Annotated in this window: 26 protein-coding genes and 4 pseudogenes; 19 read left to right on the forward strand and 11 right to left on the reverse strand. The window is 61.2% G+C overall.

Going from position 1 to position 24,086, the window contains the following annotated elements; all coding sequences use genetic code 11:
• Positions 1 to 746 precede the first annotated feature (746 nt).
• The gene (locus AC629_RS39175) at positions 747 to 1,049 is read right to left on the reverse strand and encodes a GNAT family N-acetyltransferase (RefSeq protein ID WP_168195696.1); all 303 of its coding nucleotides are present in this window, start codon (positions 1,047 to 1,049) and stop codon (positions 747 to 749) included.
• 418 nt (positions 1,050 to 1,467) lie between these two features.
• Here AC629_RS39175 and AC629_RS39180 point away from each other — a divergent pair, with 418 nt between their 5' ends.
• The 3 genes and pseudogenes from AC629_RS39180 to AC629_RS49400 all read left to right on the forward strand — a co-directional run.
• Complete coding sequence (locus AC629_RS39180; protein ID WP_084810035.1) at positions 1,468 to 1,722, forward strand: DUF3551 domain-containing protein; 255 nt, start codon at positions 1,468 to 1,470, stop codon at positions 1,720 to 1,722.
• 327 nt (positions 1,723 to 2,049) lie between these two features.
• The gene (locus tag AC629_RS39185; protein ID WP_084810055.1) at positions 2,050 to 2,298 is read left to right on the forward strand and encodes a DUF3551 domain-containing protein; all 249 of its coding nucleotides are present in this window, start codon (positions 2,050 to 2,052) and stop codon (positions 2,296 to 2,298) included.
• 1,511 nt (positions 2,299 to 3,809) lie between these two features.
• Positions 3,810 to 3,905 (forward strand): annotated as a pseudogene (locus AC629_RS49400) (SOS response-associated peptidase); the annotation flags it as partial.
• Between the two features lie 73 nt (positions 3,906 to 3,978).
• Here AC629_RS49400 and AC629_RS47350 read toward each other — a convergent pair.
• Positions 3,979 to 4,143 carry a hypothetical protein gene (locus AC629_RS47350; RefSeq protein ID WP_168195697.1) on the reverse strand — a complete coding sequence of 55 codons (165 nt, stop codon included), beginning with the start codon at positions 4,141 to 4,143 and terminating at the stop codon, positions 3,979 to 3,981.
• 354 nt (positions 4,144 to 4,497) lie between these two features.
• Here AC629_RS47350 and AC629_RS49405 point away from each other — a divergent pair, with 354 nt between their 5' ends.
• The 3 genes and pseudogenes from AC629_RS49405 to AC629_RS39205 all read left to right on the forward strand — a co-directional run bounded on the left by AC629_RS49405 (position 4,498) and on the right by AC629_RS39205 (position 5,668).
• The gene (locus tag AC629_RS49405; protein WP_084810038.1) at positions 4,498 to 4,707 is read left to right on the forward strand and encodes a hypothetical protein; all 210 of its coding nucleotides are present in this window, start codon (positions 4,498 to 4,500) and stop codon (positions 4,705 to 4,707) included.
• 3 nt (positions 4,708 to 4,710) lie between these two features.
• A pseudogene (locus tag AC629_RS49410) lies at positions 4,711 to 4,893 on the forward strand (SOS response-associated peptidase); the annotation flags it as partial.
• Positions 4,894 to 5,086: 193 nt separating this feature from the next.
• Entirely contained in the window at positions 5,087 to 5,668 is a 582-nt protein-coding gene (locus tag AC629_RS39205; protein WP_084810039.1) for an aminotransferase class III-fold pyridoxal phosphate-dependent enzyme, read from the forward strand.
• A gap of 162 nt (positions 5,669 to 5,830) precedes the next feature.
• Here AC629_RS39205 and AC629_RS47945 read toward each other — a convergent pair whose 3' ends face one another.
• The 3 genes from AC629_RS47945 to AC629_RS39220 form a co-directional block, all read right to left on the reverse strand.
• Positions 5,831 to 6,100, reverse strand: a complete 270-nt coding sequence (locus tag AC629_RS47945) for a hypothetical protein (RefSeq protein ID WP_210419180.1) — start codon at positions 6,098 to 6,100, stop codon at positions 5,831 to 5,833.
• Between the two features lie 150 nt (positions 6,101 to 6,250).
• On the reverse strand, positions 6,251 to 6,670 hold the full coding sequence (locus tag AC629_RS39215) for a hypothetical protein (RefSeq protein WP_143199794.1): 420 nt from the start codon (positions 6,668 to 6,670) through the stop codon (positions 6,251 to 6,253).
• A gap of 228 nt (positions 6,671 to 6,898) precedes the next feature.
• Positions 6,899 to 7,183, reverse strand: coding sequence for a hypothetical protein (locus tag AC629_RS39220; protein WP_084810042.1), 285 nt, complete (start codon positions 7,181 to 7,183; stop codon positions 6,899 to 6,901).
• Positions 7,184 to 7,341: 158 nt separating this feature from the next.
• Between AC629_RS39220 and AC629_RS39225 the strand changes: the two genes are divergently transcribed.
• Positions 7,342 to 8,064 (forward strand): SOS response-associated peptidase, encoded by a 723-nt coding sequence (locus AC629_RS39225; RefSeq protein ID WP_084810043.1) that lies wholly within the window; start codon positions 7,342 to 7,344, stop codon positions 8,062 to 8,064.
• Between the two features lie 124 nt (positions 8,065 to 8,188).
• On the forward strand, positions 8,189 to 8,461 hold the full coding sequence (locus AC629_RS39230) for a hypothetical protein (RefSeq protein WP_084810044.1): 273 nt from the start codon (positions 8,189 to 8,191) through the stop codon (positions 8,459 to 8,461).
• 490 nt (positions 8,462 to 8,951) lie between these two features.
• Here the strand turns inward: AC629_RS39230 and AC629_RS50340 are convergent, their stop codons facing one another.
• Together AC629_RS50340 and AC629_RS39235 are read right to left on the reverse strand one after the other, a co-directional pair.
• Complete coding sequence (locus AC629_RS50340) at positions 8,952 to 9,128, reverse strand: amidase family protein (RefSeq protein ID WP_349531543.1); 177 nt, start codon at positions 9,126 to 9,128, stop codon at positions 8,952 to 8,954.
• Positions 9,103 to 10,476, reverse strand: coding sequence for an amidase (locus tag AC629_RS39235; protein ID WP_349531544.1), 1,374 nt, complete (start codon positions 10,474 to 10,476; stop codon positions 9,103 to 9,105). Before AC629_RS39235 ends, AC629_RS50340 begins: the two co-directional genes overlap by 26 nt.
• A gap of 250 nt (positions 10,477 to 10,726) precedes the next feature.
• On the opposite strand from AC629_RS39235, the gene AC629_RS39240 reads away from it, so the two are divergent.
• The 5 genes from AC629_RS39240 (at position 10,727) to AC629_RS39260 (ending at position 15,324) form a co-directional block, all read left to right on the forward strand.
• Positions 10,727 to 11,965 carry an urea ABC transporter substrate-binding protein gene (locus AC629_RS39240; protein WP_084810045.1) on the forward strand — a complete coding sequence of 413 codons (1,239 nt, stop codon included), beginning with the start codon at positions 10,727 to 10,729 and terminating at the stop codon, positions 11,963 to 11,965.
• A gap of 84 nt (positions 11,966 to 12,049) precedes the next feature.
• A complete protein-coding gene (locus AC629_RS39245; protein ID WP_084810046.1) occupies positions 12,050 to 12,910 on the forward strand; it encodes a branched-chain amino acid ABC transporter permease in 861 nt (286 codons plus the stop codon).
• Positions 12,892 to 13,863, forward strand: coding sequence for a branched-chain amino acid ABC transporter permease (locus AC629_RS39250; protein ID WP_084810047.1), 972 nt, complete (start codon positions 12,892 to 12,894; stop codon positions 13,861 to 13,863). The genes AC629_RS39245 and AC629_RS39250 overlap by 19 nt, the downstream gene beginning before the upstream one ends.
• A complete protein-coding gene (locus tag AC629_RS39255) occupies positions 13,860 to 14,645 on the forward strand; it encodes an ABC transporter ATP-binding protein (RefSeq protein WP_084810048.1) in 786 nt (261 codons plus the stop codon). The genes AC629_RS39250 and AC629_RS39255 overlap by 4 nt, the downstream gene beginning before the upstream one ends.
• Positions 14,620 to 15,324, forward strand: a complete 705-nt coding sequence (locus AC629_RS39260; RefSeq protein ID WP_084810049.1) for an ABC transporter ATP-binding protein — start codon at positions 14,620 to 14,622, stop codon at positions 15,322 to 15,324. The genes AC629_RS39255 and AC629_RS39260 overlap by 26 nt, the downstream gene beginning before the upstream one ends.
• 104 nt (positions 15,325 to 15,428) lie before the next feature.
• Here the strand turns inward: AC629_RS39260 and AC629_RS39265 are convergent, their stop codons facing one another.
• Positions 15,429 to 16,868 (reverse strand): acetamidase/formamidase family protein, encoded by a 1,440-nt coding sequence (locus tag AC629_RS39265; RefSeq protein WP_084810050.1) that lies wholly within the window; start codon positions 16,866 to 16,868, stop codon positions 15,429 to 15,431.
• Between the two features lie 421 nt (positions 16,869 to 17,289).
• On the opposite strand from AC629_RS39265, the gene AC629_RS39270 reads away from it, so the two are divergent.
• Genes AC629_RS39270 through AC629_RS39290 form a run of 5 tightly spaced genes read left to right on the forward strand, consistent with a single transcriptional unit; the run spans position 17,290 to position 21,788 of the window.
• A complete protein-coding gene (locus AC629_RS39270; protein ID WP_084810051.1) occupies positions 17,290 to 18,555 on the forward strand; it encodes an ABC transporter substrate-binding protein in 1,266 nt (421 codons plus the stop codon).
• 45 nt (positions 18,556 to 18,600) lie between these two features.
• On the forward strand, positions 18,601 to 19,497 hold the full coding sequence (locus AC629_RS39275; protein WP_084810052.1) for a branched-chain amino acid ABC transporter permease: 897 nt from the start codon (positions 18,601 to 18,603) through the stop codon (positions 19,495 to 19,497).
• Positions 19,494 to 20,423 (forward strand): branched-chain amino acid ABC transporter permease, encoded by a 930-nt coding sequence (locus AC629_RS39280; protein WP_084810053.1) that lies wholly within the window; start codon positions 19,494 to 19,496, stop codon positions 20,421 to 20,423. The genes AC629_RS39275 and AC629_RS39280 overlap by 4 nt, the downstream gene beginning before the upstream one ends.
• A complete protein-coding gene (locus AC629_RS39285; RefSeq protein ID WP_084810056.1) occupies positions 20,420 to 21,151 on the forward strand; it encodes an ABC transporter ATP-binding protein in 732 nt (243 codons plus the stop codon). Before AC629_RS39280 ends, AC629_RS39285 begins: the two co-directional genes overlap by 4 nt.
• Positions 21,138 to 21,788 (forward strand): ABC transporter ATP-binding protein, encoded by a 651-nt coding sequence (locus tag AC629_RS39290; RefSeq protein ID WP_084810054.1) that lies wholly within the window; start codon positions 21,138 to 21,140, stop codon positions 21,786 to 21,788. The genes AC629_RS39285 and AC629_RS39290 overlap by 14 nt, the downstream gene beginning before the upstream one ends.
• A gap of 101 nt (positions 21,789 to 21,889) precedes the next feature.
• Here AC629_RS39290 and AC629_RS49415 read toward each other — a convergent pair.
• The 3 genes and pseudogenes from AC629_RS49415 to AC629_RS50030 form a co-directional block, all read right to left on the reverse strand.
• Positions 21,890 to 21,988: pseudogene (locus tag AC629_RS49415) on the reverse strand (MBL fold metallo-hydrolase); the annotation flags it as partial.
• Between the two features lie 869 nt (positions 21,989 to 22,857).
• A complete protein-coding gene (locus AC629_RS49420; protein ID WP_245332139.1) occupies positions 22,858 to 23,124 on the reverse strand; it encodes a hypothetical protein in 267 nt (88 codons plus the stop codon).
• A gap of 6 nt (positions 23,125 to 23,130) precedes the next feature.
• On the reverse strand, positions 23,131 to 23,253 hold the full coding sequence (locus AC629_RS50030; protein WP_283848234.1) for a hypothetical protein: 123 nt from the start codon (positions 23,251 to 23,253) through the stop codon (positions 23,131 to 23,133).
• 62 nt (positions 23,254 to 23,315) lie between these two features.
• Between AC629_RS50030 and AC629_RS39300 the strand changes: the two are divergent.
• A pseudogene (locus AC629_RS39300) lies at positions 23,316 to 23,480 on the forward strand (IS66 family transposase); the annotation flags it as partial.
• Positions 23,481 to 24,086: the final 606 nt, after the last annotated feature.

A 24,086-nucleotide genomic window follows, 5' to 3' on the forward strand; every position in this document is an offset into this window, starting at 1 on the left:
CCTCCACCTTAGTCGACGGCGGTTGGGAAGGCCGGCGGTGCCAGAGGCTTCCTAAGCAACAATCGAGGTGGTCGAGAGGTTCCGCCAGCAAGATTGGCGCGCACACCAGTATCAAATTTGGGGTCCAGAGGCGGAAATCCGGTCTACCCGCCTTTGCCGCGAGTCCACGTATTGCCCCCACTTCTGCTCGGAGGCACAATCCAAACGTTAGCGATCGCACACAAGCCGCCGTCTTGCTGCCTGCGAAAGGTCAAGAGCGCGCCAGAATTGGTTAGCGGATCGTCAACCGGCGTTCGGCAGGCTTGAGTGCAACGCTGCCTCAACCCCCAGCCCAAGGCGGCGCAAGCGATGGCCGGCGGCAGTGATGCTCGTCGGCCATTGTGTTTGGAATAGAGGCTGTCCGCGCTCTCTCGCCTACCAGCATGGAGGTATAATGCCTGGTGTCGCATTCGCGTCTGTGTGCAACGCCTGCAAAGCCGAGATCGACGGGAAACTTAACGAGCGTGCCTGACCTAGCAGCCCTTCCCGGCCGCCGAGCTTCGAGACGCTCGTCCAGCAAATCGTAGCCATGTGGGCAGCGGCCAGCCGTGGCGCGCCAACCAGGACGGCACGAACGAACAAGCGGAGAAAGCCCGACCGGGCACCAAATCCAAGCCGATCACCGGCCCTCACCAAGTCTGCGACTCGCCTACGATGATGATTTCATCAGGCACGGTAGCTGCACTGCTCGTCGTCCCTCTCAAAGTTTACAGCTCGCGAACCATTAGAGCTGTGTCGAAGCCGTTCCAGTTGGTACGATCGACGACTGACCAACCGAGCCTCGCATAATACGCGGCAGCCTCTGTAGTGTAGAGGTGCAGCCGCGAAAACCCTCGCTGGCGCGCTTGATCCTCGATGGCTCGAACCAATACGGCGCCTGCGCCCCGTCGGCGATGCTCGGGAACAACGAATAAGCCGGCAAGCCAAGGCGACACATCGTGGTTGGGCTCGATCTCTGAGTCGACGAGGAGGCACGTTCCGATCGGCTCGTCATCGTCCTTGGCGACCAACGCCACCCCCCCTTGTCTGATCGGAAGCAAATAGCTTCAGCGAACTCAATTCTTCTTCAAAGGACGCTTGAAGCGCTGAAAAGGCATTTGCACGCCATCGTGCGCAGATAGCCAACTCAGGCGTGCCCGGCTCCACGATGAATGTCTGAACGTTGGTCATCGGCCCCCTCTCTGTCCGCCGCCGCCCGAACTTCCTTTCGGCGCCGCGTGCAACGATGCGGCGTGTCGCTTTCCGGCCGATCCGCCAATGAGAGCAAACGCCGTGCGCACCCCAAATAGGAGGCGATTGGGATTATCGCCGCATGCGCGACGAGGTGCCCCAAATGCGCACGGTTTGGGGATTGCGGCGCCAATCCCTATTTCAGCGTCAGTGCGGAGCTGCCGTCCAATCCCAGCCGCAATTCCCAAGGAGGTTCTGATGCGCATTCTGACCTTTGCGATTTTGGCCATCGGGACGGTCTCAATAGGGCCGGCGGCGGCCCAGACGTACGATCCCGCTTATCCGGTTTGCCTGCGCGTGTATGACCCGGAAGCGAACTATTACGAATGCCGCTACACGTCGCTGCTCCAGTGCAACGCGATGGCATCGGGCCGCGGGGCTCAGTGCGTCATCAATCCGAATTTTGCGAGCACGCGAGTGCCTGCGGGACGATACTATCGCCGCATCTACTAAAATCGTTTCCCGGCGGGAGATCAACGTGTCTGAACGGCGACCGTTCAATGTCCCCCCACACATGACTGCCCTACATCTGCGGCTTCGCGCTGGCAAACAAGGGCCGCGACACCCGCGCCCTGACATCCAGCACACCGTGAGATACACGGAGCTATCACCGACGCGGTTCAAGGATTTCTGGAGGAGCTGACAGCCACGGCAGCGAATTCGGGAAAACGTCGGGCGTCGTGTCCGCGCCAGATTTTGAGAACTTCGCGATTGACCGACTTGCCCCGTTGGTGCGTCTATCAGTTTCCCAAAAATGATCGATCTGAAATGAGGCCGGCGATGCGCAGACTGCTACCTTCGCTATTGCTGGGCGGTGCGGTGTTGTCGGTGGTCGTGCCCGCCGCAGCGCAAACCTACGATCCCAGATTTCCGGTTTGCCTGCAAAGGTGGGTCTGGGGTGGCGGCACATATTTCGAGTGCAAGTTTACATCATGGGATCAGTGCCGAGCAGCGGCGTCGGGACTTCCGGCCATGTGCTTGGATAATCCATATTGGCCGCAAGGGTCGCCGCGCGGTCGCGCCAGATAATGATGTGGCCTTCAGCGTGTAGGTTCGACGACAATTGCTTTTCTATCGAAGTGGCCCGGTCCGGCGTACTCGGCGAAGCTATTGGCGGGGAGCAAGCATCAGTGGTCGGACTTTAGCCGATGAACCTGGTCACACAACGCCGAACGGGCATCCCTACTCGCCGTCCGCCATTGTGCGGAAGCTGGGCCGCCAGCCAGCAAAGGAGCAACTCGTTCCGATGACGCAGCGGTGCAGTCCGACTTGCCGTGCCCTGCGCCAGCCCTGCCCTCTTCCAATATTCGGGGAGGATGGTTGGAAGCGCGGGAGCGCTACCCTCGTTTTCCCCGATGGTCTTCCGGTGAATTCATGGTGTCCGCGGCTTAGCGGAAAACCTTGATGTCAGGCTCCCGATTCAAGCGCGTAGCGACGTTTTTCGTGGACGTTCTCGCGAAGAGGGTGCGACTCGCAGCACACAATTTCTCAGCCACGGCTTCGGTCAACTCTTGATACCGACCATCAGCGTGGAAGGCCTAGAACGCACCCGCCCCAATATGACAGTTACATGACACAGGGATGCCGCAAACGCTGGCTGATCCTCGTATTCAACATGAGTAAGAGGTGAAGATCGGTGTTACGCCACATGCGTGGAGAAGAGCAGCTTTTGCTGCGCCAGTGCTTCCGCGCGGCAACTGCATTGATACTGCCATTTGCACTTACTCTCTGCCCTTACTCGCCGCGCTATCCCGTCGTGGCCCCACACCCCGTTTATCAGTTCGTACAATGAGGACTCAACGTTGAGCCAACGCACAGTTGGAATGCCCGAGGCCGATGAATTGAAAGACATGACGATGTTGTTAGCGAGCTTATGGGAAGCCGCGCAACGCCTTCCTGAGGGATCAGAGCGGCAGGATGCGTTCAGACAGATCGGTAGCTTCCATAGGCGGGTGGCGGCATTAACTACACGCGCCCTTTAGGCTCTCAGGGATGCCGTGTCGGGGCTCTGCGATGGCTACCGATCCAACTCGCGCCAGAAGATTGCGATTTGGAAGTTGGCGAGCTTGATAAGACTGGCATTAAGCCATTGCGTTTTCCATGCCGTCGAAAATTAGGGGTTTGGTACAATGCTTGGGCCGACGAGCCGATTTTGATTTGCCCGACGCACTGGAGGAGCTGGCGCGTGCCAACAAGTTGGTAAGCTGATTTGCGGACGCGCGCCCTGAAGATGTGGAACCACGTTATGAGAACAGCGCTTTGCTTCGCTATGTTGTTTATTCCCACGATTGCGCTCGCTCAAGGCGCAACGCCGGCAAAGCAATCGAACGTCGTCGCGAAGCCGCTCGTTCAGATGAAGCCAAGGGCGCCCGTTGGGTGCAAGCTCGTCGGAACGGTCAGGGGGACGAAGCTCTGGGCGGGCGAATGCACGGCGACGCCGGAGCTGAAGGCAGGTACGCCAGCCGAAGAGTCGAGCCCGACATCGTTCCCCGACGCGACGAGCTCGGCGACTCCGAAGGATCAGCAGTAACGCTGCAATTATGTGCAACCTCTGCAACATCACCACCAACCAAGCCGCGATCATCAACCAGCTTCGCGTGATCAACCGCTACGTTGGCAACCTGCGCCGCTTTCCGCAGCGCTCACATCAAGCATCAACCAACTGCGCTGCGGACGAGGTGATTGGCCTTACGGCTGCCAACAATTAGTCTAGTGCAGCGTGCCCCGATGCGGTGGAGCGATGTTGGATTGTTCATAGAAGTATTTCAACTCGGCTTCGAGTTGCTCGTTGAGCAAGAGGAGCACCTGCAAGGCCCCGAGAACGTCGCCTCGGTGTTCTTCGATCAATCTGTCTATTAGGTCGCTAATCGGCATCGTTGACTCCCACGGCGTCTGGTTCCATCAACCGCGCCTAGTGGCTTCAACCTGCCTTTAATCCATAGCTTATTCCCTTGCCTGGGGCGTAAGCCATGAGGCATTCACCGCGATGCGCGGAAATCTGTTGGCGGGTGCGTGTGACATCCGAACAACATACAAGCAGAAGAACGCGGCAGATTGGCTGAACACCGGGAGTCTTCCCCGCTATTCACAGGATGCGGGCCGAAAGCCAGGTGTTATTGTCAGAGCGACAGTGCTGCGATGAAGCGGCTAAAAAACGGCCCAGCGTTGCGATTTTGCAACCGCGCTTTTGCACCGAAACGATAACGTTAAATTGGCTCGGGGTGGCAAATGTTTGACGTTTATTTAAACGAAAGACGGGACTTGCTCGTCGTTAGTAAGGGACTTCCTGTACCCCCACACAAGTCGGGGCGATGGCGCAAATCCAAGAAGAAGGTTCTCAAAGTTAGTGACGAGATCAAGTCGGCGGTTCAAAGGCAAGGCTACTACATGCGGAAGCTGAGCGACGCAAAGGGGGCCTTCACGCCTTCTGATTGCTGAGCGAACGCGATCGTCGAGCCGATCCATCCCAAGGCGATGCCGGTGATCCTAATGACCGACGAGGAGCGCGACGTTTGGATGCGCGCGCCATGGGATCAAGCGAACGCGTTACAGCGCCCTCTGCCCGACGATGCACTGAAGATCGTGGCGCGATGCGCTGATAAGGAAGATAAAGCTGCTGCCTAATAACCTAATTGCCTCGACCGATACAGGAGACAAACTTGCAAACCGGAGCCATCACTGAGGAAACTTGCGAATTTCTTCTCGATTTTTTCGCCGATTTCTAAGCGAAGAAAAACCGAGGGGGGGTCTAGTCAACTTATAGAGGCATCAAGTTGCCGAAGCGCATTCGCCTCGTCCCCAAGCGCCGTGCTCTTCTTTGTGGTCAGGACGCTCGTCTTCGGCAGGCTTTCCGCTTCGCTTCGGCTTCGAACACTCCGGCATCCAGCCCGATCTGGTGAAGGTAGCCAAGAGCCTCGCCGGCGGGTTTCCACTGTCCGGCGTCGTGGGCCGCGCCGAAATCATGGACGCCCCCCTGCCCGGTGGATTGGGCGGCACCTACGGCGGCAACGCCATCAGATGCGCCGCTGCGCTCGCCGTCCTTGAAGCCTTCGAAAAGGATGGCCTGCTCGATCGCGCCGAGAAGCTCGGTCAGCGGCTTCAGGCAGGACTGCGCGAGATGGCGAAGAAGCCCCCGATCATCGGCAACGCGCGCGGATTTGGCTTCATGCAGGCGATCGAACTGGTCACCGACCAGAAGACAAAGACGCCGGATCCGGATCGCGCGCAGCGCGTGATCGACAACGCGCGTCAGCAAGGTCTGCTCGTGATCAAGTGCGGCGTGCACCGCAACGTCATTCGCTTCCTGGCGCCCCTGGTTGTCTCGGACGAGAACTTGGACAAGGCCCTTGCTATCGTCGACGCGGCGCTGTCGGCCGAAAGCGTGAAAGCGGTCGCGTAGGCCATGCCCCCGAGAGGACCGGACACTTAAGTGTCCGGCCATCTCCCGACGGATCGCCGCAGCCCTTATAATGATGTGGTTCGCGGGCCGACCATCCGGCGCGGCCCCGACCGCCAGACGGCCGCGCAAAATCCCCGGTGCAAAACGGGCTGGGTAGTTGCTCTATGGATTTGTAGCGCCACCTGACCAATGCTGGCGAACCGTCCCCGCGGGAGAGATGCCACCGGCAACATAGAGACGATTGATTTGAACGGGATCCCGAAGCTCGATCGGATTGATTTGAACATCCTCGTCCAGTTGCAGAAGGATGGAAGGATGCGCGACGCTTTTGATGACGACGAACTGCTCACATTGCTCAAGCAGCCGCCATTCACCGGGTGCAAGAATCGCATGCACGTCTGGAAGGAGGGCGGATATTTCGCGCAGTCGCACATTTACTGGGGATTCCTGATCTGCATTCTCACCGGTCGCGCGGGTCTACGATCGGTGATGCGATCGCAGCGCCGCGCTCTCTCGCGCCGTCCTCGATCGCAGAGAGTAACCCGCGGCCGGTGATCCGCCCGCGGGCTTTTAACCACGCCCTTAATACGGATAAGGCGCCCACGAGTCGGCTACGATCACGTCAGGCGCTGGATACCAATAACAGTAGAGGTCAACGCCGGTATCGAAGCAGTACCCATAGTAGTCCGTTGCCTGGGCGAGCTTTATCGGACCATTCGCGGCAACCTGCGTTGTCTCAGCGCCAGCCATCTTCTTGCTTGACTTCACTTTCTGCACGGGCAGATTTCCGGCGCTCATGCCCACGACTTTGTCGTTGCTCACCTCGGCAACAACGGAGTTATTGCCGATTTTTCCTACTTCATGCTTTCCGTTCTTGTGAATCTTCTCCCCAAGAAGATTGTGACCGTTATTGTGATGAGAGTTCTTTGCCACAGCTATTCCGGCAGTAGCCAAGAGGCTCGCGCCGATGACGAAGGCCATCATCGCCCGACGATTGCGCATGCAGATTCTCCTTGTAGTGAGATGAACCCACCCCACCATGGAGTGTGGTAGGCCTCTCATGAACTGCGGCTGAATGGCTAAAGAGCCTCAGCCCATTCTGCATGCTAAGGCAGCAAGTCGAAGGTGCGCTGGCTTGCCTACAGACTTCGCGCGCAATCTCGGTTCGTTTTGGTTGCCCACACATCGCGAGCGACCGTGACCACATGAGAAAGGCAACACATGTAAGGTTTATGTCAGCGCGCGACCTTCTATCTGCCATTTTTTCCCGATCTTTGCTTTGCCGCAGAGAAGTTGGGGGGCCGACGTGCGAACATTCTTGACAGTTCTAGCGATTTGGCTTTTGAGCAATGCGCTGTTCGTTCTGTTGACCACGCGGCCTCGCCACCAAAGCGGGAAAACGTCGATCAGGCTGACGATCATCTCGACCGGGTTGAACGCTTGGTTCATGTTTTCGCCGCCGATCGTCGACACTCTTGCGATGATCAGGCGAAGGTTCGGGAAGAAGCCCGTCAATTGAATCGACAGGCTGGCCTTGGAAGCCGCTGTCGCACACCGCTACCTGACTGACGTCCTCACCACGATATCGTCCTGACCAACGAGCAGGGCTTCATTGGCGGTGCACCGCTAACCGGTCCGGATTCCGGCATCGCGCAGAACTACGATGCTATTCGATGACGAAAAACGTCGACGCGATCCGTCGCTTGTTCGGCGCGCTCAATAGCCACGTCGGCAATCTGCCATCGATGCCCGGCATCTTCCCGGACTACCCCGCCCCTATCGTTCGCAATGCGCCGAGCTGCCGCGAAATCGCGTTGGCCCGGTGGGGAATGCCTTCGTCCTCGAAGGCGCTTATGGACGCGACGAACAAGCGCGCCGAGAAGCTCGAGGCCAAGGGCAGAAAGGTCGACTTCAAGGAATTGCTCCGGATGGAGCCAGATTCCGGCACCACAAACATCCGCAACACGAACAGCAGCCACTGGAAGCGATGGCTCGGGCCGGACAATCGCTGCTTGGTACCATTCACCAGCTTCAGTGAGTACGACACGATCGACGGCAAGAAAGTGCCGGTTTGGTTCGCCATCGACGAGTCACGTCCCCTCGTCGCATTCGGAGGAATTTGGATGAACTGGACCAGCGTTCGAAAAGCGAAGGAAGGCGAGGTCACCATAGATATCTTCATAGATATCTTCGGCTTTCTGACCTGCGAGCCGAATGTCGAACTGAAGCTCGTGCATCCAAAAGCGATGCCGGTGATCCTCACCACGAATGAGGAAGACGACCTCTGGATGCGCGCCCCTTGGGACGAAGCCAAGGCGTTGCAACGACCACTGCCGGACGATGCGTTGAAGATCGTCGCGGCGGGCGAGAAGGAAGATCCCACCGCGGCCGCTTAGTGTTGTGCACAGGAAGGCGGAACACGTGGACAAGCTATAGTGCCCGTGATTTCGAATCCCTGCCTGTGCTAACCGGACGGAACTTCGGCAGGAGACGAGGATTCGTCTTAGTGGAGCGAATTCGATGCTGATGTTCAAGGAAATGCGGCCTGCGGTCCGGACCCTACGCGGCTGGGCCATTTCGGTCCTCAACAACGCCGGAGCCATTAGGGAGTGCGAGGAGCACGGCTGGACGCAGGATCGCGGCGACCCGCATGCCCGCGAGCGAGCATTCGGTGTTGCGCGTCAGGAGCCACCGGCCGGGGTTTCTCCGGAGGCCGCCGCAGCCGCGATCGCCGAGGTCCTGGATTCGATAGGCGACACATGTCCAGAGTGTCCGCCCGAGGACCTCGTCTAGCGCCGCGACGAGCCGATTGCGAACCTGTATAGTTCGAAGATGCCCCTATACGCAGCTGACTCCTGAAGAGCGCTAGTTGCTGGAAGGACTGATTTCCGACTATGAAGCCGCACAGCTTGGTAAGGCCCACGCCGCATGGCTGCTGATCTGGCCGCCGGCTCCGTGGACGAGAAAACAGTCGAAGCCTTCCTGAAGCGAGTCGGCACGGAAGCCCCGCGTTTGTGAGGGGCAGCGGCGCCTCTGGCTGATCGACGACCTGGACAAGGCAATAGCGCCGGTACGCGCGGTATTACAATGACATCAGAACGCACCGGTCGTTGGGCAAAGATGCGCCAGTCTCTCGCCCGGTTCTGCGGACCGGGAGCATCAAATCGCTCCCGATCCTCGGCGGACTCCATCACCACTACATCCCCGTTTGAGTTTTCGTACACACAGCCACTCGGCCCGGTCCTTCAGCACGCGGCGCATTTCGGCAAGAGCTCGCCTGTGGTCAGCGCGCGCGCCAATCCCCCGCTTGTTCCAAGGCCTGCGCCGCCCGAATGAGGGTTTCCTCGTCGAAATGCCGGCCAACCAGCATGGCGCCGATCGGCAGACCGTTGACCTTGCCGCACGGGACCGTCAGCGCCGGATGGCCGCTCACGTCAAATGGACAGGTATTTTGCTGCATGTTGAGGGCGGCATCGACGTAGATCTCGCGAGGCGCATCGGGCGGGGGGGATCAGGGTCGCCGGGAACGGGATCGTGGGCATGGCGAGGATATCGTAGTCGCCGAGCACCTTGTCGTATGCGGCGCGCAGCAAGACGCGCAGGTTCTGGGCCTTGGCGTGATAGCGGTTGTGATAGTTACGGTGCATGTATTCGCCAAGCAGCAGAACGAGCTTGACCGTCTCCGACACGTCGTCCGGCCGCGACCGCCAGCCCCGCGCGAACGCCTCCTGCAACGAGGTCGTGTAATAGCCCGGCCAGTTGTTTCCCATGCCGTAGCCTTTGATCATCATTTCGGCCGCGCCTTCGAGGATGATGCCGGTCCAGATATGCGGCCCGTCGAGATGCATCGGGATCTTGACTTCCTCGACGACAGCACCGCGCGATTGGAGATCTGCAATAGCGTCACGCACTTTCCGGCTGGTGGCCTTGTCGCTGACCGGATGATTGAAACCCTCCTGCAGGAGCGCAATGCGCAATCCCTTCACATCTCTTGTCAGCGCCTCCATGTAGTTGCCGCCCCTCGCATTGATCGTGCGCGGATCGTGCGGATCCGGGCCAGCGATGGCGGTGAGAAGCCGGGCGATGTTTTCGGTGCTCGAGCAAATTGGACCGCAATGGTCGACCGAATAGGAGATCGGCATCCCCCCGGTCATCGGCACTAGACCCCAGGTCGGCTTGAGCCCGAATACGCCGCACCAGGCGGACGGCGTACGAATGGACCCCCCCTGGTCCCCGCCGAGCGCCATTGTCACCTCGCCCGCCGCCACAAGCGCGGCGCTCCCGCCGGACGAACCGCCGGTCGAATGGTTCGGGTTGTGCGGGTTGCGAATGGGCCCGGTCGCACAGGTATGGCTGCCGGCCGAGAAACACAGGTCCTCGCAGGCGGCCTTCCCGGCGATCACCCCGCCGGCATCGAGCACGCGCGTCACCACCGTGGCGTCGACGTCGGGAACATAGCCCTCGAGCACGCGGGAACCATTCATCATCGGCACGCCGGCAACGCAGATGTTGTCCTTGACGGCAACGCGCTCGCCGGCCAGCACGCCCCCCTTGGCGCCGGTGATGTTCGTCTTCCAATACCAGGCATTGTAGGGGTTTTCGTCGGCCGGCGGCCGATAGCCCGGGTCACGCGGATATTTGACAGGCAGCTTCGGCTCAGCGAGCTCGTCGAGCCGCGCATAGGACGCGATCGATCCCGCCATAAGGGAGCAAAACGAGGCGGCGTCGGCCTCGGTCAGGCTCATGCCAAAGGCTTTCGCCAGTTCAAGTACTTGTGAAACAGTCGGCAAACGGGGCGGCAGGCTCATGGGCTTTCTCCCTGATCGCCCGCTATTGTGGATGGCGACCGATTTTGGCCGGCTATCGTGGCAGCGTGGCGGTGGCCCATCGCCAGCATGGCCCGATCATGGATTGTCGTCCAGCGGTGGACCGCTTTACAACGCGGCGTCCAACGCCACACGACCCTCCGAGAGCGGGAAATCCTTGCCTGCGGGACCTGCCTGTTCCAAAATGCATGGTCGGTCACGGCAAAGGTCCTAACAGTATCGGGAGGATGCCATGCACGTGTCACGTCGCCAGGTGATTCAAGACGGAGCGGTTGCGGGTCTTGGAATAAGCGCGTCCATGCTGCTGGGATGGCAGGCGAAGGCGGCGGATGACATTGCGGTTGGCAGCATTCTGGACGCGACCGGTCCAATCAACATCTACGGGCTGCCGATGATCGATGCGACCAAGTTCGCCGTCGACGCCATCAATCAGAGCGGCGGTGTGCTGGGCCGCAAACTGCGGCTCATCGAGGCCGACTGCCAGTCGAACAATCAGGTCTACGCCCAGAATGCAGTAAAGCTCATTCTTGACGACAAGGTCTCGGTGCTGATGGGCGGGATTACCAGCGCGTCGCGCGAAGCCGTGCGGCCCGTCGTCGACAGATACTCGGCGGTCTATTTCTACAACGAGCAATATGAGGGCGGCGTCTGCGACAAGCTGGTATTCTCCACCGGCGTAACACCGGCTCAGCAGCTTGGCGTGCTAGTGCCGTGGGCAGCAAAACAGCATGGGAAAAAGTTCTATACGCTCGCTGCAGATTACAATTACGGACATATCTCCGCCGACTGGGTCAAGGTCTATCTCAAGGCAGCAGGAGGCGAGCTCAGCGGCGAAGAGTTCATTCCGCTGGATGTGGTGAATTTCGACTCAGTCATTCAGCGGTTGCAATCGGCCAAGCCCGACGTCGTCATGTCACTCTTGGTCGGTGGCAATCATATCGCGTTCTATCGGCAGTTCGCGGCCGCCGGGCTTAAGGAGAAGATGGCGATCGTCTCCGCCACGTTGGGACTCGGCAACGAGCAGGTCGTGCTCAAGCCACAGGAGGCCGAAGGCATCGTCGTGATCTATCCGTATTTCCAGGAGCTGGACAACGCCGTGAACAAGGACTGGGTGGCGGCGTGGCGCAAGCGGTTCGGCGCCAACTACACCTACATCACGGACTCCGCCTGCACGGTCTGGAACGGCTGGCATCTGTGGGCGATGGCGGTGAACAAGGCGAACTCGCTGGATCGCGACAAGGTCATCGCCGCACTGGAAACCGGACTGACATTTGACTCACCTGAGGGAACCATCCGGCTCGATCCCAAGAGCCATCACGTCGTCCACAGCGTGCATCTTGCCAAGGTCAACGACAAGAACGGATTCACTATAATGGAGAGCTTCGCCAACGTAGAGCCCTCGGACACGATGAAGGTCTGTGACCTCGCCGCCAATCCCAACGAGCACAAGCAGTACACGCCGAAATTCTAGGGCGCATTCGGCGGCCTCCATCCGGGCTACAAGCTACAAACGTTCTCTTTTGAGGCGGAAGACCCGCCAAGCCTTGACCCACCCATGGAATACCTGATCGTCACCCTCATCGGAGTTGTCTTTGCCATTGCCAGCCTTGTGCTGCTCGCGCTGGGGCTGGCGATCATCTACGGCATGATGGGGGTCATCAACCTCGCCCAGGGCGAGTTCATCATGCTCGGCGCCTATACCGTGGTGCTGAGCTCGGCCCATGGCCTTCAACTGTGGGTCGGGATGGCGATGGCGCCGGTTGTGGTCGGCGTCGTCGGTCTGGTGGTCGAGCGCTGCATTATCCGCTTTCTCTACGGGCGGCTGCTCGACACAATGCTGGCGACCTGGGGATTGAGTCTCGGTCTGATCGCGGCGGTGACCTTGATCCTCGGGCCGAGCACCGAGGGCGTTGCTACGCCGTTCGGTCATGTCGCGATCGGCGGCTACGCGGTGTCCGCCTACAATCTATTCGTAATCGCGGCGACGGGCTTCCTGGTCGCGCTTACGTGGGGGGTGTTCAACCGAACCAGATTCGGTCTCATCGCTCGTGGCGCCATGCAGAACGCCGACATGGTAGCGGCACTGGGCATCCATCCGCCGACCATTTACATGATGACCTTCGCATTGGGGTCGGCGCTCGCGGGCCTCGCGGGCGCAATCATGGCTCCCCTGACTGGTGTCGTCCCCTCGCTAGGGCTCGCGTTCGTGGCCAAGGTTTTCATCACCGTAACGGTCGGGGGTGCGGCGATCTTCTCCGGGACTCTCGGCGCCGGCACGCTGCTCGGAGCGATCGAGAGCGCGGTGTCCTTCATATCGACTCCGATCTACGGACAGGTGGCGATGCTCGGCTGCGCGCTCGTCGTGCTGCGGTTCGCGCCTCAGGGAATTTCGGGCCTATGGCGCCGGTCCGGCTGAGCGCGCTCGAGCCGCTGCTGTGGGGTGCGTGCGCGGTTGTGCTCGCCGTGCTGCCGTTCGCGCTTTCAACCTTCCAGGTGGTGCAGATCACGGTGTTTCTGATCTTCTGTCTGCTCGCGGTGAGCCTCGACCTCAGCTGGGGCCTTGCCGGCTTGCTGTCCTTCGGACAGGCGGCCTTTTTCGGCCTGGGCGGGTACGCGTACGCCATTCTTTGTGCCAACGATGAGACACCGGGCGCGGCGCTCGCGGCCGGCATAGTGGCAGGCGGGGTGGCCGCGGGTCTGCTCGGCTATATTGCGTTCTACGGTCGGCTGAGCGCGATGTTCCTGGCCGTGACAACGCTTGTCGTGACGCTCATTCTGCTCCAGGTGCTGGGCAGTACCGCCGATCCGTCGTACCACATCGGCGCCGCCGTGCTCGGCGGCTACAATGGCATGACCAATATTCCGTCACTGTTGCCCGAGCCGACCCCATTCTTCTGGACGGTCGGCGGCCTGCTCTTTCTGCTCATCGTTTCGGGGCGCCTGCTGATGGCAGCCCCGTTCGGCCGCGTCCTCGCCGCGATCCGCGAGAACGAGCGGCGGGTCGAGCTCCTGGGTTACGACGCGCGCTGGCACAAGCTCGCGATCTTCGCACTCTCGGGGGCGATTGCCGGCCTTGCGGGCGCGCTATTCGCGAGCTGGGGCGGCTTCATCAATCCCGAAGTCTTCAGCCTCGCCCAGTCGGCGCAGGTCGTCATCTGGGTCCTGGTCGGGGGGCGCGGCTCGCTCTACGGCGCCGCGATCGGCGCGTTTCTTGTCCAGGCCATGACGCAGTATCTCGGCTCGATCGGCACCGCCTACACGACCCTTGTGCTCGGGGCCCTGTTGGTCTCATTTGTGTTGGTGATGCCGAACGGCCTGTTGCCCACATTCCTCCGCGGCCTTTCAAGCATCGGGATCCGCCAGCGATGAGCGACGCCTCGGCTCCAAGCAGCGCGTTCCAAAACTGCACGGCGAGTGCCGGGCCGGCGGGCAAAACGCTGCTCGAGACCCGCGGTCTCTCCAAGAACTTCGGCGGGGTAAAGGCGGTGACCGACGTCGATTTCCGGCTTGGCCGCGGCGAACTGCGTTGCCTCATTGGCCCCAACGGCGCGGGCAAAAGCACATTCTTCAAGATGCTCAGCGGACAGCTGCCGCCGACAGCGGGCACCATCCTGTTCGACGGCAGCGATATCACGGGCGAGCCGCCGCACAGGATCGCGCGGCTCGGCATCGGCATCAAGAACCAGGTCCCAAGCGTATGGGACGGTCTTTCCGTCTACGAGCATTTTTTCATCGCGGCCCACCGACGCCTCGGTGCGCGCCGGGCCGCTGCTGTTGCCGATGAGCTGCTGATGAAGCTCGGCCTCGCCACGCTGGCACGGCGGGACGTCGGCGCCCTCGCTCACGGCGAGCGGCAGTGGGTCGAGATCGGCATGACGATGGCGCAGGACGCGAAGCTGATCCTGCTCGATGAGCCCACGGCAGGCATGGCCACCGACGAGGTCGAGCGCACCGTCGCGCTGCTGCGGGACGTCAACGTCAGCACCAGCCTCATCATCGTCGAGCACGATATGCAGTTCATCAGCATGATCGCCGGGATCGTCACGGTGTTTCATCAGGGTCGGATCCTTATTGAGGCTACTATGGAGAACGTGCTCGCAAACCCCGTAGTCAGGGAGGTTTATCTTGGCGCCGGCCGTCCTGGCCGCTAACGGCCTCGTCTCCGGCTATGGCCGCATACGCATCCTCGACAACGTGAGCGTCTCGCTGTCTGCCGGCGAAGTCGTTGCCGTGATCGGCCACAACGGGATGGGAAAGACCACGCTGCTACGAACGCTAGCGGGTCTGCTGAAAGCGAAGTCCGGAAGCGTTCGTCTGGCGGGCCGCGACGTGACGCACCACGCGACCGCTGTGCGCTCCCGGCTGGGGCTCGGCTACGTCCCGCAGGGCCGGCAGATCTTTCCTGATCTCACAGTGATGGAAAACCTAATGATCGGCCAGGCGGCGCGCGCCGGCGCGAGCGACATTCCGGGGATCCTGGAACGTTTCAAGTCACTCACCGCCTTGCTCGGCCGTCCCGGCCGCGCGTTGTCTGGCGGCGAGCAGCAGCTGCTCGCGTTGGCGCGCTGCCTCGTAGGACGTCCGCGCGTGGTGCTGCTCGACGAGCCGAGCGAGGGGATCCAGCCCTCCATCGTCGATCAAATTGCCGAGCACCTCCATGATTTGTCGACCACGCAGCGGCTCGCGATCCTGCTGGTTGAGCAGGATCTCGAGCTCGTCAGTCGGGTGGCCCACCGGGTCCATGTCATGAGAAAGGGCCGGTTCGTTTCCGAGATCGCGCCCCGCGATCTCACAAATCCGGCAATGGTAAGGGAGCTTTTGTGGAGTTGAGGAACGAGTTAGGTACCATGATCCGCGCCTGTCGATTGCAGAGCGTTACCCTAAAGAGGGTGATCGCGCTGCTGCTATCGCCAAGGCCGGTGGGTCCTAGAGCTTCAAGCCGTCGCTATACCTGCAAAAAGGTTCTTCTTGATGATCGCGTGGATGCCCCAATTGCCATCGACCACCTGCGTGACGCCGAAGTCGACTCCGATGGACATGAGCGAAATCGCCTCGTCCTCGGTCAGTCCCCTGGTGGTCATCAGGAAGCTACGCATTTTGCGAAACGCATCCCTTAGCGCGAGATCGATCGAGGATTTCTTGTAGATGTCCTGCTGCGCCGTAGGACCGAGCTCCGCGAGATAATTGGGGAAGCTGAATCCGTGCAGAACCCACTCGTCCTGCGTCTCAAGCAGCGGGTAATTCAGCCCGGCGAGCGAACCGCTCAGTGAATTCTGCTTGCGCAGGATAAGCTGGAAGGTCCCAGTCAGCGACATTTCGATGGCGGTGCCGCACAATTCAGAATCGCCTTGCGCGGCGTGCGAGTCGCCGACTGAGAACAAGCCGCCTGGCACTGCGACCGGATAATACAGGGTCGCACCCTTGCCGATACGCCAATTATCGATGTTGCCGCCGAAATAGCTCGGCGGAATAGAATCGACGATGTCGGCTTCTTTTGGCGCCAGGCCCATGACTCCGAAATGCGGTCGGATCGGGATGCGGACGTTTTTGAGGATGTTGTGGTTCTCTTGCACGATCGAATGGTCGACCGGCACGCCGGGATAGTCGATGATCTTGTGCACGACACCATAGGGATCGGTCTGAGGCACCCAGCGGAAGTTGTAGACCGCGTGCGCCCAGTTTTGCTGCCCGCTGGTGTCGATTTCGTAGATCGTGCACACCTCGCGCGGCTTCGGGTCAGTGAGGAGATCATTGTAATGAAAGCCCCACCAAGCCGCCGCGTTGCTACCGAATGACTTGCCCGGGTAAACCGGATTAGCGCAAGGCCGGGGCTTTACATCCATGATGCGGACTTCAATGACATCGCCCGGCTCGGCGCCGCGAACAAAAACTGGACCGGTCAAGATATGCACGCCGAAGCCTTCGCCTGCGCCGCGCCCGAGTTGCTTTCCGTCGATCGGGCCGGCGCCACGGCGATTGACGCCTTTCTTATCCTTGGTCCAAAGATAAATGCTCTCAATACCCGGATCGCCTTTGACCATGCGTTCGACGTCGTCGCCGGCGTGGTGGGTCACAGCCTCAATGGTGATGTAATCGCCGGAATCCACTTCGAGCTGAGGCTTTAATAGTTTGCTGAAGTAGCCCCAATGCACCGTGTCCGAGTTGGCCGGCAAGTAGTGGTAGGTCGGCTGGCCCGGCTTAGTCTGCGCCGATGCCGGCGTGGCCAGCGTGCCGCTTGCAGCCCACGCGGCCGCACCACCGCCCGCGACGAATGCGCTCTTAAGGAATGCGCGCCGCTCTTGGTCGAGGTCCTCAAGGAGCGTCTGTCGATGCAGGTCAAATTGCGGGCACGTTTGATCATCGCCTGCGCACATGATGGTGACTCCTCTCTGACGAATTAGCCGGGCAAGAGGTGGCTTGGTGACCCGCAGGAATTGCGCCAGCCTCAAGCCAAACTAGCTCGCTTGGCCCGCCCCCAAAATTCAACGCTCAAACTTGCTTCACCGCAAGCGATGTAATCCGACAGCCACACTGCCCAAACGCCGCATCACTCGTCTTACCATGCCCCCCGCGTGGACCCCCGCGACCTGGGCTCCGCCGTTCTCCGGCAATCACCCTTACTACCGAGCGGCCGGCAATCCTCGCCGGCCCTCTCCCTGCCGATCGATGCGCTCCGGCATCGCGGCAAAGCGTAGGTAGGACGGCCTAAACAGGTTCAAGGCGAAGTAAAATGGCTTACAAGAGACCGCTAGATCCATGGGTCCAATCAGACCGACAACGTGGAGGAGGAAACAAATGCGACCATCATCGTTGCGCGCGGTCTTGGCCGCGTTCGGCTTGCTGTTGGCGATGCCGGCTTCGCTGGCGCAGCAGCCCATCAAGGTCGGCATCGTTACGTTCCTGTCCGGTCCGGCCGCCGGTCCGTTCGGGATTCCCGCCCGCAACGCGGCCGAGCTGACGGCCGAGTTGCTCAACGCAGGCACCGTACCCGCACCCTATACCCAGAAGGGATTCGGCGGAACGCCGATCGAGCTCGTCATTTTCGACGAGGCGGGTGGCCCGCAGACGCAGGTGGCCGAGTATCGCAATCTCGTGCCAAGGGTGGACATCGTGATTGGCTACATCTCGAGCGGTGATTGCCTGGCGATCGCGCCCGTTGCCGAGGAGCAGAATAAGCTCACCATCCTGTTCGACTGCGGCACGCCCCGCATCTTCGAGGACGCAAGTTATAAATATGTGTTCCGCACCGGTCCGACAGGCACGATGGATAACGTGTCCGTCGCGCTCTATCTGGTGAAGCGCACCCCCAACGTAAAGTCGATTGCGGGCATCAATCAGAACTATGCCTGGGGTCAGGATTCCTGGGCGGACTTCGAGAACGCCATGCAGACCCTGAAGCCTGGCATCGAAGTGAAGACCTCGCAGATGCCGAAGCTTTTTGCGGGTCAGTTCAGCGCCGAAATCACCACGCTCCTTGGTAGCGGAGCGGAGGTGATCCATTCCAGCATGTGGGGCGGCGATCTGGAGGGTCTCGTGGTGCAGGGCGCACCGCGCGGCCTGTTCGAGAAGCACAAGGTGGTTCTGTCTGCAGGCGAACCGGCCATCAACAGGCTGGGCACGCGGATTCCGGACGGAACCATTCTGGGGGCACGTGGTCCGTTCGGGCCGTTCGCACCGGACACCGATCTGGCGCGCTGGCTGAAAACTGCCTACCAGGGGCGCTATCACATCCCGCCGAACTATGCGTCCTTCAAGATGACGCAGGCAATCCTGGGCGTGAAGGCAGCGTACGAGAAGGCCAAGAGCAGCGGCAACGAGGCACCCGATCAGGACAAAATCATCGCCGCGCTCGAGAACCTGACCTTCGAAGGCCCCGGCGGGCCGGTGAAGATGGCGCTTGGCAAAGGCCACCAGGCGACCATGGACGCTGCCGTCGGCACGACCAAGGTTGAGAACGGTCAGCTCAAGATCGTCGATATCGAACGCTATTCCGCGGACAAGGTGAACCCACCCGACGGCGTGAAAAGCGAAGCCTGGATCAAGTCTGGCCTCAAGAAATAGCAATCAGGGACGGCAGCTCTGCGGGCTGCCGCCGCTTTTCTTCCGATGAGCAGCATCCTGCCCGTTGCCTTCGACGGCATCGCCTATGCGTCCTGGCTATTCCTGATCTCGGCCGGGCTGACGCTGATCTATGGCGTTATGCGCATCCTCAATGTGGCCCACGGCAGCCTCTATGCGTTGGGCGCCTATGCGGCCTGCTCGCTTGCCGGCGTATGGCTCGGTGGCGGGCTGCCGGCCGCCGGCAGCTTCGCCATGCTGCTGCTTGCGGCCATCCTCGTCGGCTGCCTAGTCGGTCCCCTGATCGAGCGTGGCCTGCTGCAGTGGATGTACGGCAAGGACGAGGTGGTGCTCGTACTGATCACCTATGCCGTCTTCCTGATCATGGAGGACGTGATTAAACTGGTGTGGGGTGTGGACTCGCTGCTGCTGCCCGAGCCCTACGCGCTGCCCGGATACTTTCTGCTCGGCGGCCTGCCATACCCCGTCTACAACGTGCTGCTGATCGCAATGGCGCTGGCGACCGGGCTCGCTCTTGCGTGGGCGCTCTATCGCACACGCAAGGGCAAGCTGCTGCTCGCCGTCATCCACGACCGTGAGATGAGCATGGCCATGGGCATCAACGTGAGCCGGGTCTATCTCGCCACCTTCGCTGTCGGTGCGACGCTGGCGGCGCTCGGCGGAGCGTTCACGGCGCCGACGATAGCCGTCACGCCCGGCATCGGCGTGGAGGTGATCGTGCTCGCCTTCGCGGTGGTGGTGATCGGCGGTCTCGGCAGCCTCGGCGGAGCAGCGCTCGGCGCGCTGCTGGTTGGTCTCGTCCGCGCGGCCACGGTGCGCTATTGGCCAGAGGCCGAGTTGTTCTCGATCTACGCGGTGATGGCCATGGTGCTCATTGCGCGCCCGAAGGGACTGTTCGCGGCGCAGGAGGCGCGCAAGATATGAAGGCCGCTGCCGTCGCAATCGCTTCCCTCGTCGCGCTGACAGCGCTGGCTCTGCTCTCGCCGCAATGGCTGGTGTTCATGGCCATGCTGATGCTCGCCAAAGGCGTGGTGGTGCTGGGCCTTCTCGTGCTCATGCGCACTGGACTTGTGTCGTTCGGGCAGGGACTGTACTTCGGCATTGGCGCTTATGCGGCTGCCCTGCTCTCGCATGGTCTGCATGTTGCCGATGCGGCCGTGATGCTGCTCGCAGGCGCCGCAGCCGCCGCCTTGATTGCCGCTCTGCTGGGCCTGCTGCTCGCCGGGTATCGCGATATCTTCTTTGCCATGCTGTCGCTGGCATTTTCAATGATCCTGTACGGCTTGCTGGTGAAGAGCGCCGCGCTCGGCAGCACGGACGGGTTCAACCTGCATGCGCGCACGTTCTTCGGAGTAGCCTTGGCTCCTGGCGTGGAACGGCGGGTGTTTCTCATTGCCGGCGCGGTCTTTGCAGTGGTTGTGGCGCTGCTGGTGCACAGGCTGTTCCGTGGACACTGGGGACGGTTGGCCACCGGCGTGCGCGACAACGAGTTGCGGGTGAGCTATCTCGGCGCCTCACCCTACCGCGCGGTGTACGTCAACTACCTGATCGCGGGTGCGATGGCGGGCCTGGGCGGCGCGCTCGCGGCATTGGCGGTTGGCCATGTCGATCCAGAGACGACCTATTGGACAACCTCAGGCGAGTTCGTGTTCATCGCTATCCTGGGCGGCACCCAGAGCATTCTGGCACCCTTCGTGGCTGCCACCATCTTCGAGGCTCTGCGCACGGTCGCCAGTCAGTACGCGCCTAACTTGTGGCAAATGTCGCTTGGCCTTGCCATGCTGGCCATCATAATGTTCCTGCCGGCCGGCCTGTGGACGCTCGCCGAGCGGCGGCGGAGGTCCGCGTGAGTGCGGTGCTGACTGCGCAAGGGTTGCATAAGAGCTTCGGCGCCGTGAGGGCGGCGGCCGACATCAACCTGACGTTCGATCCCGACACCGTCGTCAGCCTGATCGGTGCCAACGGCGCCGGCAAGACGACCTTTCTCAACATAGTGACGGGCTATCTCAGGCCCGACAGCGGTCACATTCTGTTCGGCGAACGCGACATCGTGGGCTTCAGCCCGCGACAGATCACCAAGCTCGGCATCTCGCGCTCATTTCAGATACCGCAGCTCTTCAATTCACTTAGCGTTCGCGAGAATCTGCTGGTCGCCGAGAGTATTGCCGCGACCGACGATCCGCAGGCGGCGACCGATGAGGCGCTAACGCGGTTCGAGCTCGCACCCTACGCTGCGCAGAAGGCCGGCTTGGTGCCTGAAGGAATCCGCAAGCTGCTCGACGTTGCCATGGCGCTCTCCAGCCGCTCCAAGCTGCTCCTGCTCGACGAGCCGACCAGCGGCGTTTCCGCCGACGAGAAGGTCGCCATCATGGACGTCGTGATCGGCGCGGCGCGTGCCGCCAGGGTTACGGTGATCTTCGTCGAGCACGATATGGATATCGTCGCGCGATTTGCCGGGCGCGTGGTAGCGTTCTACGACGGCGGCATCATCGCGGACGGATCGCCCGACACCGTGCTGCGCGCAGAGAACGTGCGGCGCTACGTGATCGGCGAGGAGATACCCCATGCTGCGGCTTGAGAGCGTCTCCGTGTCTATCGAGGCGGTGGCGATTCTGCGCGGCGTCGACCTCGAGGTCAGCGCCGGGGAGTTCGCCGGCCTGATCGGGCGCAATGGCGCAGGAAAGACCACTTTATTGCGGACCATCATGGGGCTGCAGGCACTGGCGTCCGGAAAGCTCAACTTCGAGAGCCGGGAGCTGGCGGATTTGCCGACTCACCGCCGCGCAGGGCTCGGCATCGGCTACATGCCGGAGGACCGGCGGCTTGTATCGGGCCTGTCGGCGGAGGAGAACATCCTGCTGCCTGCCTGGGCCGTGGACGCGGAAGACGCCCAAGTGCAGCTCGCGCGCATCTACGAGACCATCCCGGAGCTGACGGGCTTGCGCGCGCGCAAGGCCTTGCAGCTTTCGGGCGGCCAGCAGAAGCTGGTGGCGCTGGGCCGGGCGATGATGGCCGGACGCAAGCTTCTCTTACTCGACGAGCCGTTCGAGGGCGTGGCGCCAGTGCTGGCCCGGCGTCTTGCTGAGGTGATCTCGGGGCTGCGCAAGAAGTCCGGATTGTCGGTGATTCTCGCCGAATCGAGCATGACGCACGCGCATGGCCTGCTCGATCGCGTGTTCACCATTGACCGCGGATCGGTAGGCGTGAGGGGTTGAAGAGGAGCGCGCATGCCGGCACTGCAAGCGGCACGACAGCCATCGCGTCGTACGGCACAGGGCGGCGGAGCAGTTGGAAAAGCCGCAAGCACGGCAATTCGGATCACGTATTTGATCGGCTTGTCCGTTACCATGCGGACCTTCTCAATCACCTGTCGAGCCATCGCGGGCGTCGCCTGTGCATCGAAGACAGCGCAGCTGTTATCCGATATCGGCCGTCACAAGATTTTTCATGATCTCCCGGTGCGCACGTCGTGCACACGCCGCCTATTAACCACTTGAAAAACTTGAACTCTCGCTCCAATCCATCATGAGCTAATTTGAGCGAGCGACGGACAAATAGACCAAGCCAGATCAAGCTTTGTCCGCTTTGCGCGGATTGTGTTGCAAAACTCAAAAACACCGCCTCAACAAAAATCTCGCGAAAGTGAGCTCATCGCCAGTTTTGGCTAGAGACACCTTCTCAACGCAAATAGGAGGACCGCTGACTGTATCGGTCTAGGCTGACGTGGGCCCTCGCGTCCGGAAACATTGAACGCTTCAGCGGCCGTAGAAAGGTGGCACCTCCGATGAGGTCGAGTTCTCGCCCGTGGATGACTGTGGCGCGCAGACGGCTATCAGCTTAGCAGCAGTGGACGACTTCCCACCTCGCGATCAAACTGAGGTGCCCTGCCCGATCTCCCGGCAGGTCTAGTAACTGCCATCTGTAGCTTGCCGCCGTAGCTACTCCTGTCATCTTCCCAACTCTGGCTAAAAATTAGATTCAACTCAATCGTTTAGCTTCTATGGAGGAGCCCCCGTTCCGCGCGTTCGATGTGCTCGTCGTTGAGCGAGGCTCTGATATCTGATCCGGAAGAGCAGCCGAAGATTGAGCCTAATGGGGCGTGCGGCAACTCCGAACCCCACACGCGACGATCCGGCGCTACGACGACCAGCGTCCGCGCAAGCGTGCGGCTATAGACGCCGACCAGCCCGCTTACGAGTTGGCGGACCTCTCCGGGTCCGTTGCCATCTGGCGGCTCGCTGCTGAAGAGGGAGCTTCCGGGCCCCACTGAGGCGAACCCGTTCTCTACCAGCACCGAACCTTGGACATTTTGGAGACATCCGACCCGCTGTGTCCGACGCGACGGACGCGAACCACGCCGGTCAGCCGGGAAAGCTTGATCTCGACGGCTACCGCACACCAGGCTTCGAGATTCTTGTAGCGAGCAAAGCCGAACCCGAAGCCGGTGTTCTCCGAAGGCTTGGCCCGCGCGGCCAACCCGAAACGCGAGGCGGCTGCCTCGATGACGTCGCGCGCGCGTGGATCCTCGATGTGTCGAAGCCGAAACGCCACGGGATCCTACCCCAAACGGACCGCCAATTCGTCGAGGACGCTCTCGATCGAGAGAACGTTGAGATAGCCGCCCAGCGAGCGCATGGACGAACCGCGCAAGAGCATGTCGGGCAGGAAGTGGCTGATCACCTTGCAGTTCGGGATCGCGTAGAGCGGAATAGTGTTCCGGTCGCCGCCCTCCCTCGGGCTGCGCTAGCGCTACGGGGAGCGCGGGCGGACTGCCGACGGAGGCAACCGTCGCCCAGGTTCTGGTGTCCAAATATGCCGATCATCTGCCGCTCTACCGGCAGGCCCAGATCTATGCCCGCCAGGGCATCGCTCTCGATCGATCGACACGGTGCGGCCGGGTTGGCCGGTGAGGGTCGTGGAAGCGCATGGTTGATGTAGTCCCTCCTGACGTGCGTAGCCGGATGATGTCCGGCATCCGGGGCAAGAACATGCTTCTGGATGTTACCTGCTACCGACCGGCACCACACCGTGTTGTTCGATAGCGCCGGGCGCCCGTTCAAGGCCAATGGCGAGATGGTTCGGGCGCGCCTTTCGTTGCCGCAAATTCCGACAATCCGGCTGACCCTTTCGCCATCCTTGACTTGCCTAGTGCCCCTAATAGATTGCGAGCGACGTTCTCGGCGAGAACGCGCAGGTGGTCCGACCGGAAGGAGACGCGCGGGCAGCGGGTCATACAGGAAGGACATCCAATGAAATCCAGACCCGTTTGGTGATGCTGTCTGTCGCCCTGCTCCTGGTCGCGAGTTGGGATAGTGTGTGGGCGGACACCAGTGACGTCAAGGGCGCCCCCCCCGGTGGCCGTGGGAAAGTCTGGCAAGCACCGCAAGGACGATCCGCACTGCTTCAACCGGTATCATTTCGCAATCAAGCCCGTCGCCCGCGTAAATCCCGAGCAGCTCTTTGTACTCGAAACGCGCGATGCGCTCGATTCCGACCTCACCTTCGATTCAACG

This window comes from Bradyrhizobium sp. NAS80.1 (assembly GCF_001908205.1).
Taxonomy (GTDB): domain Bacteria; phylum Pseudomonadota; class Alphaproteobacteria; order Rhizobiales; family Xanthobacteraceae; genus Bradyrhizobium.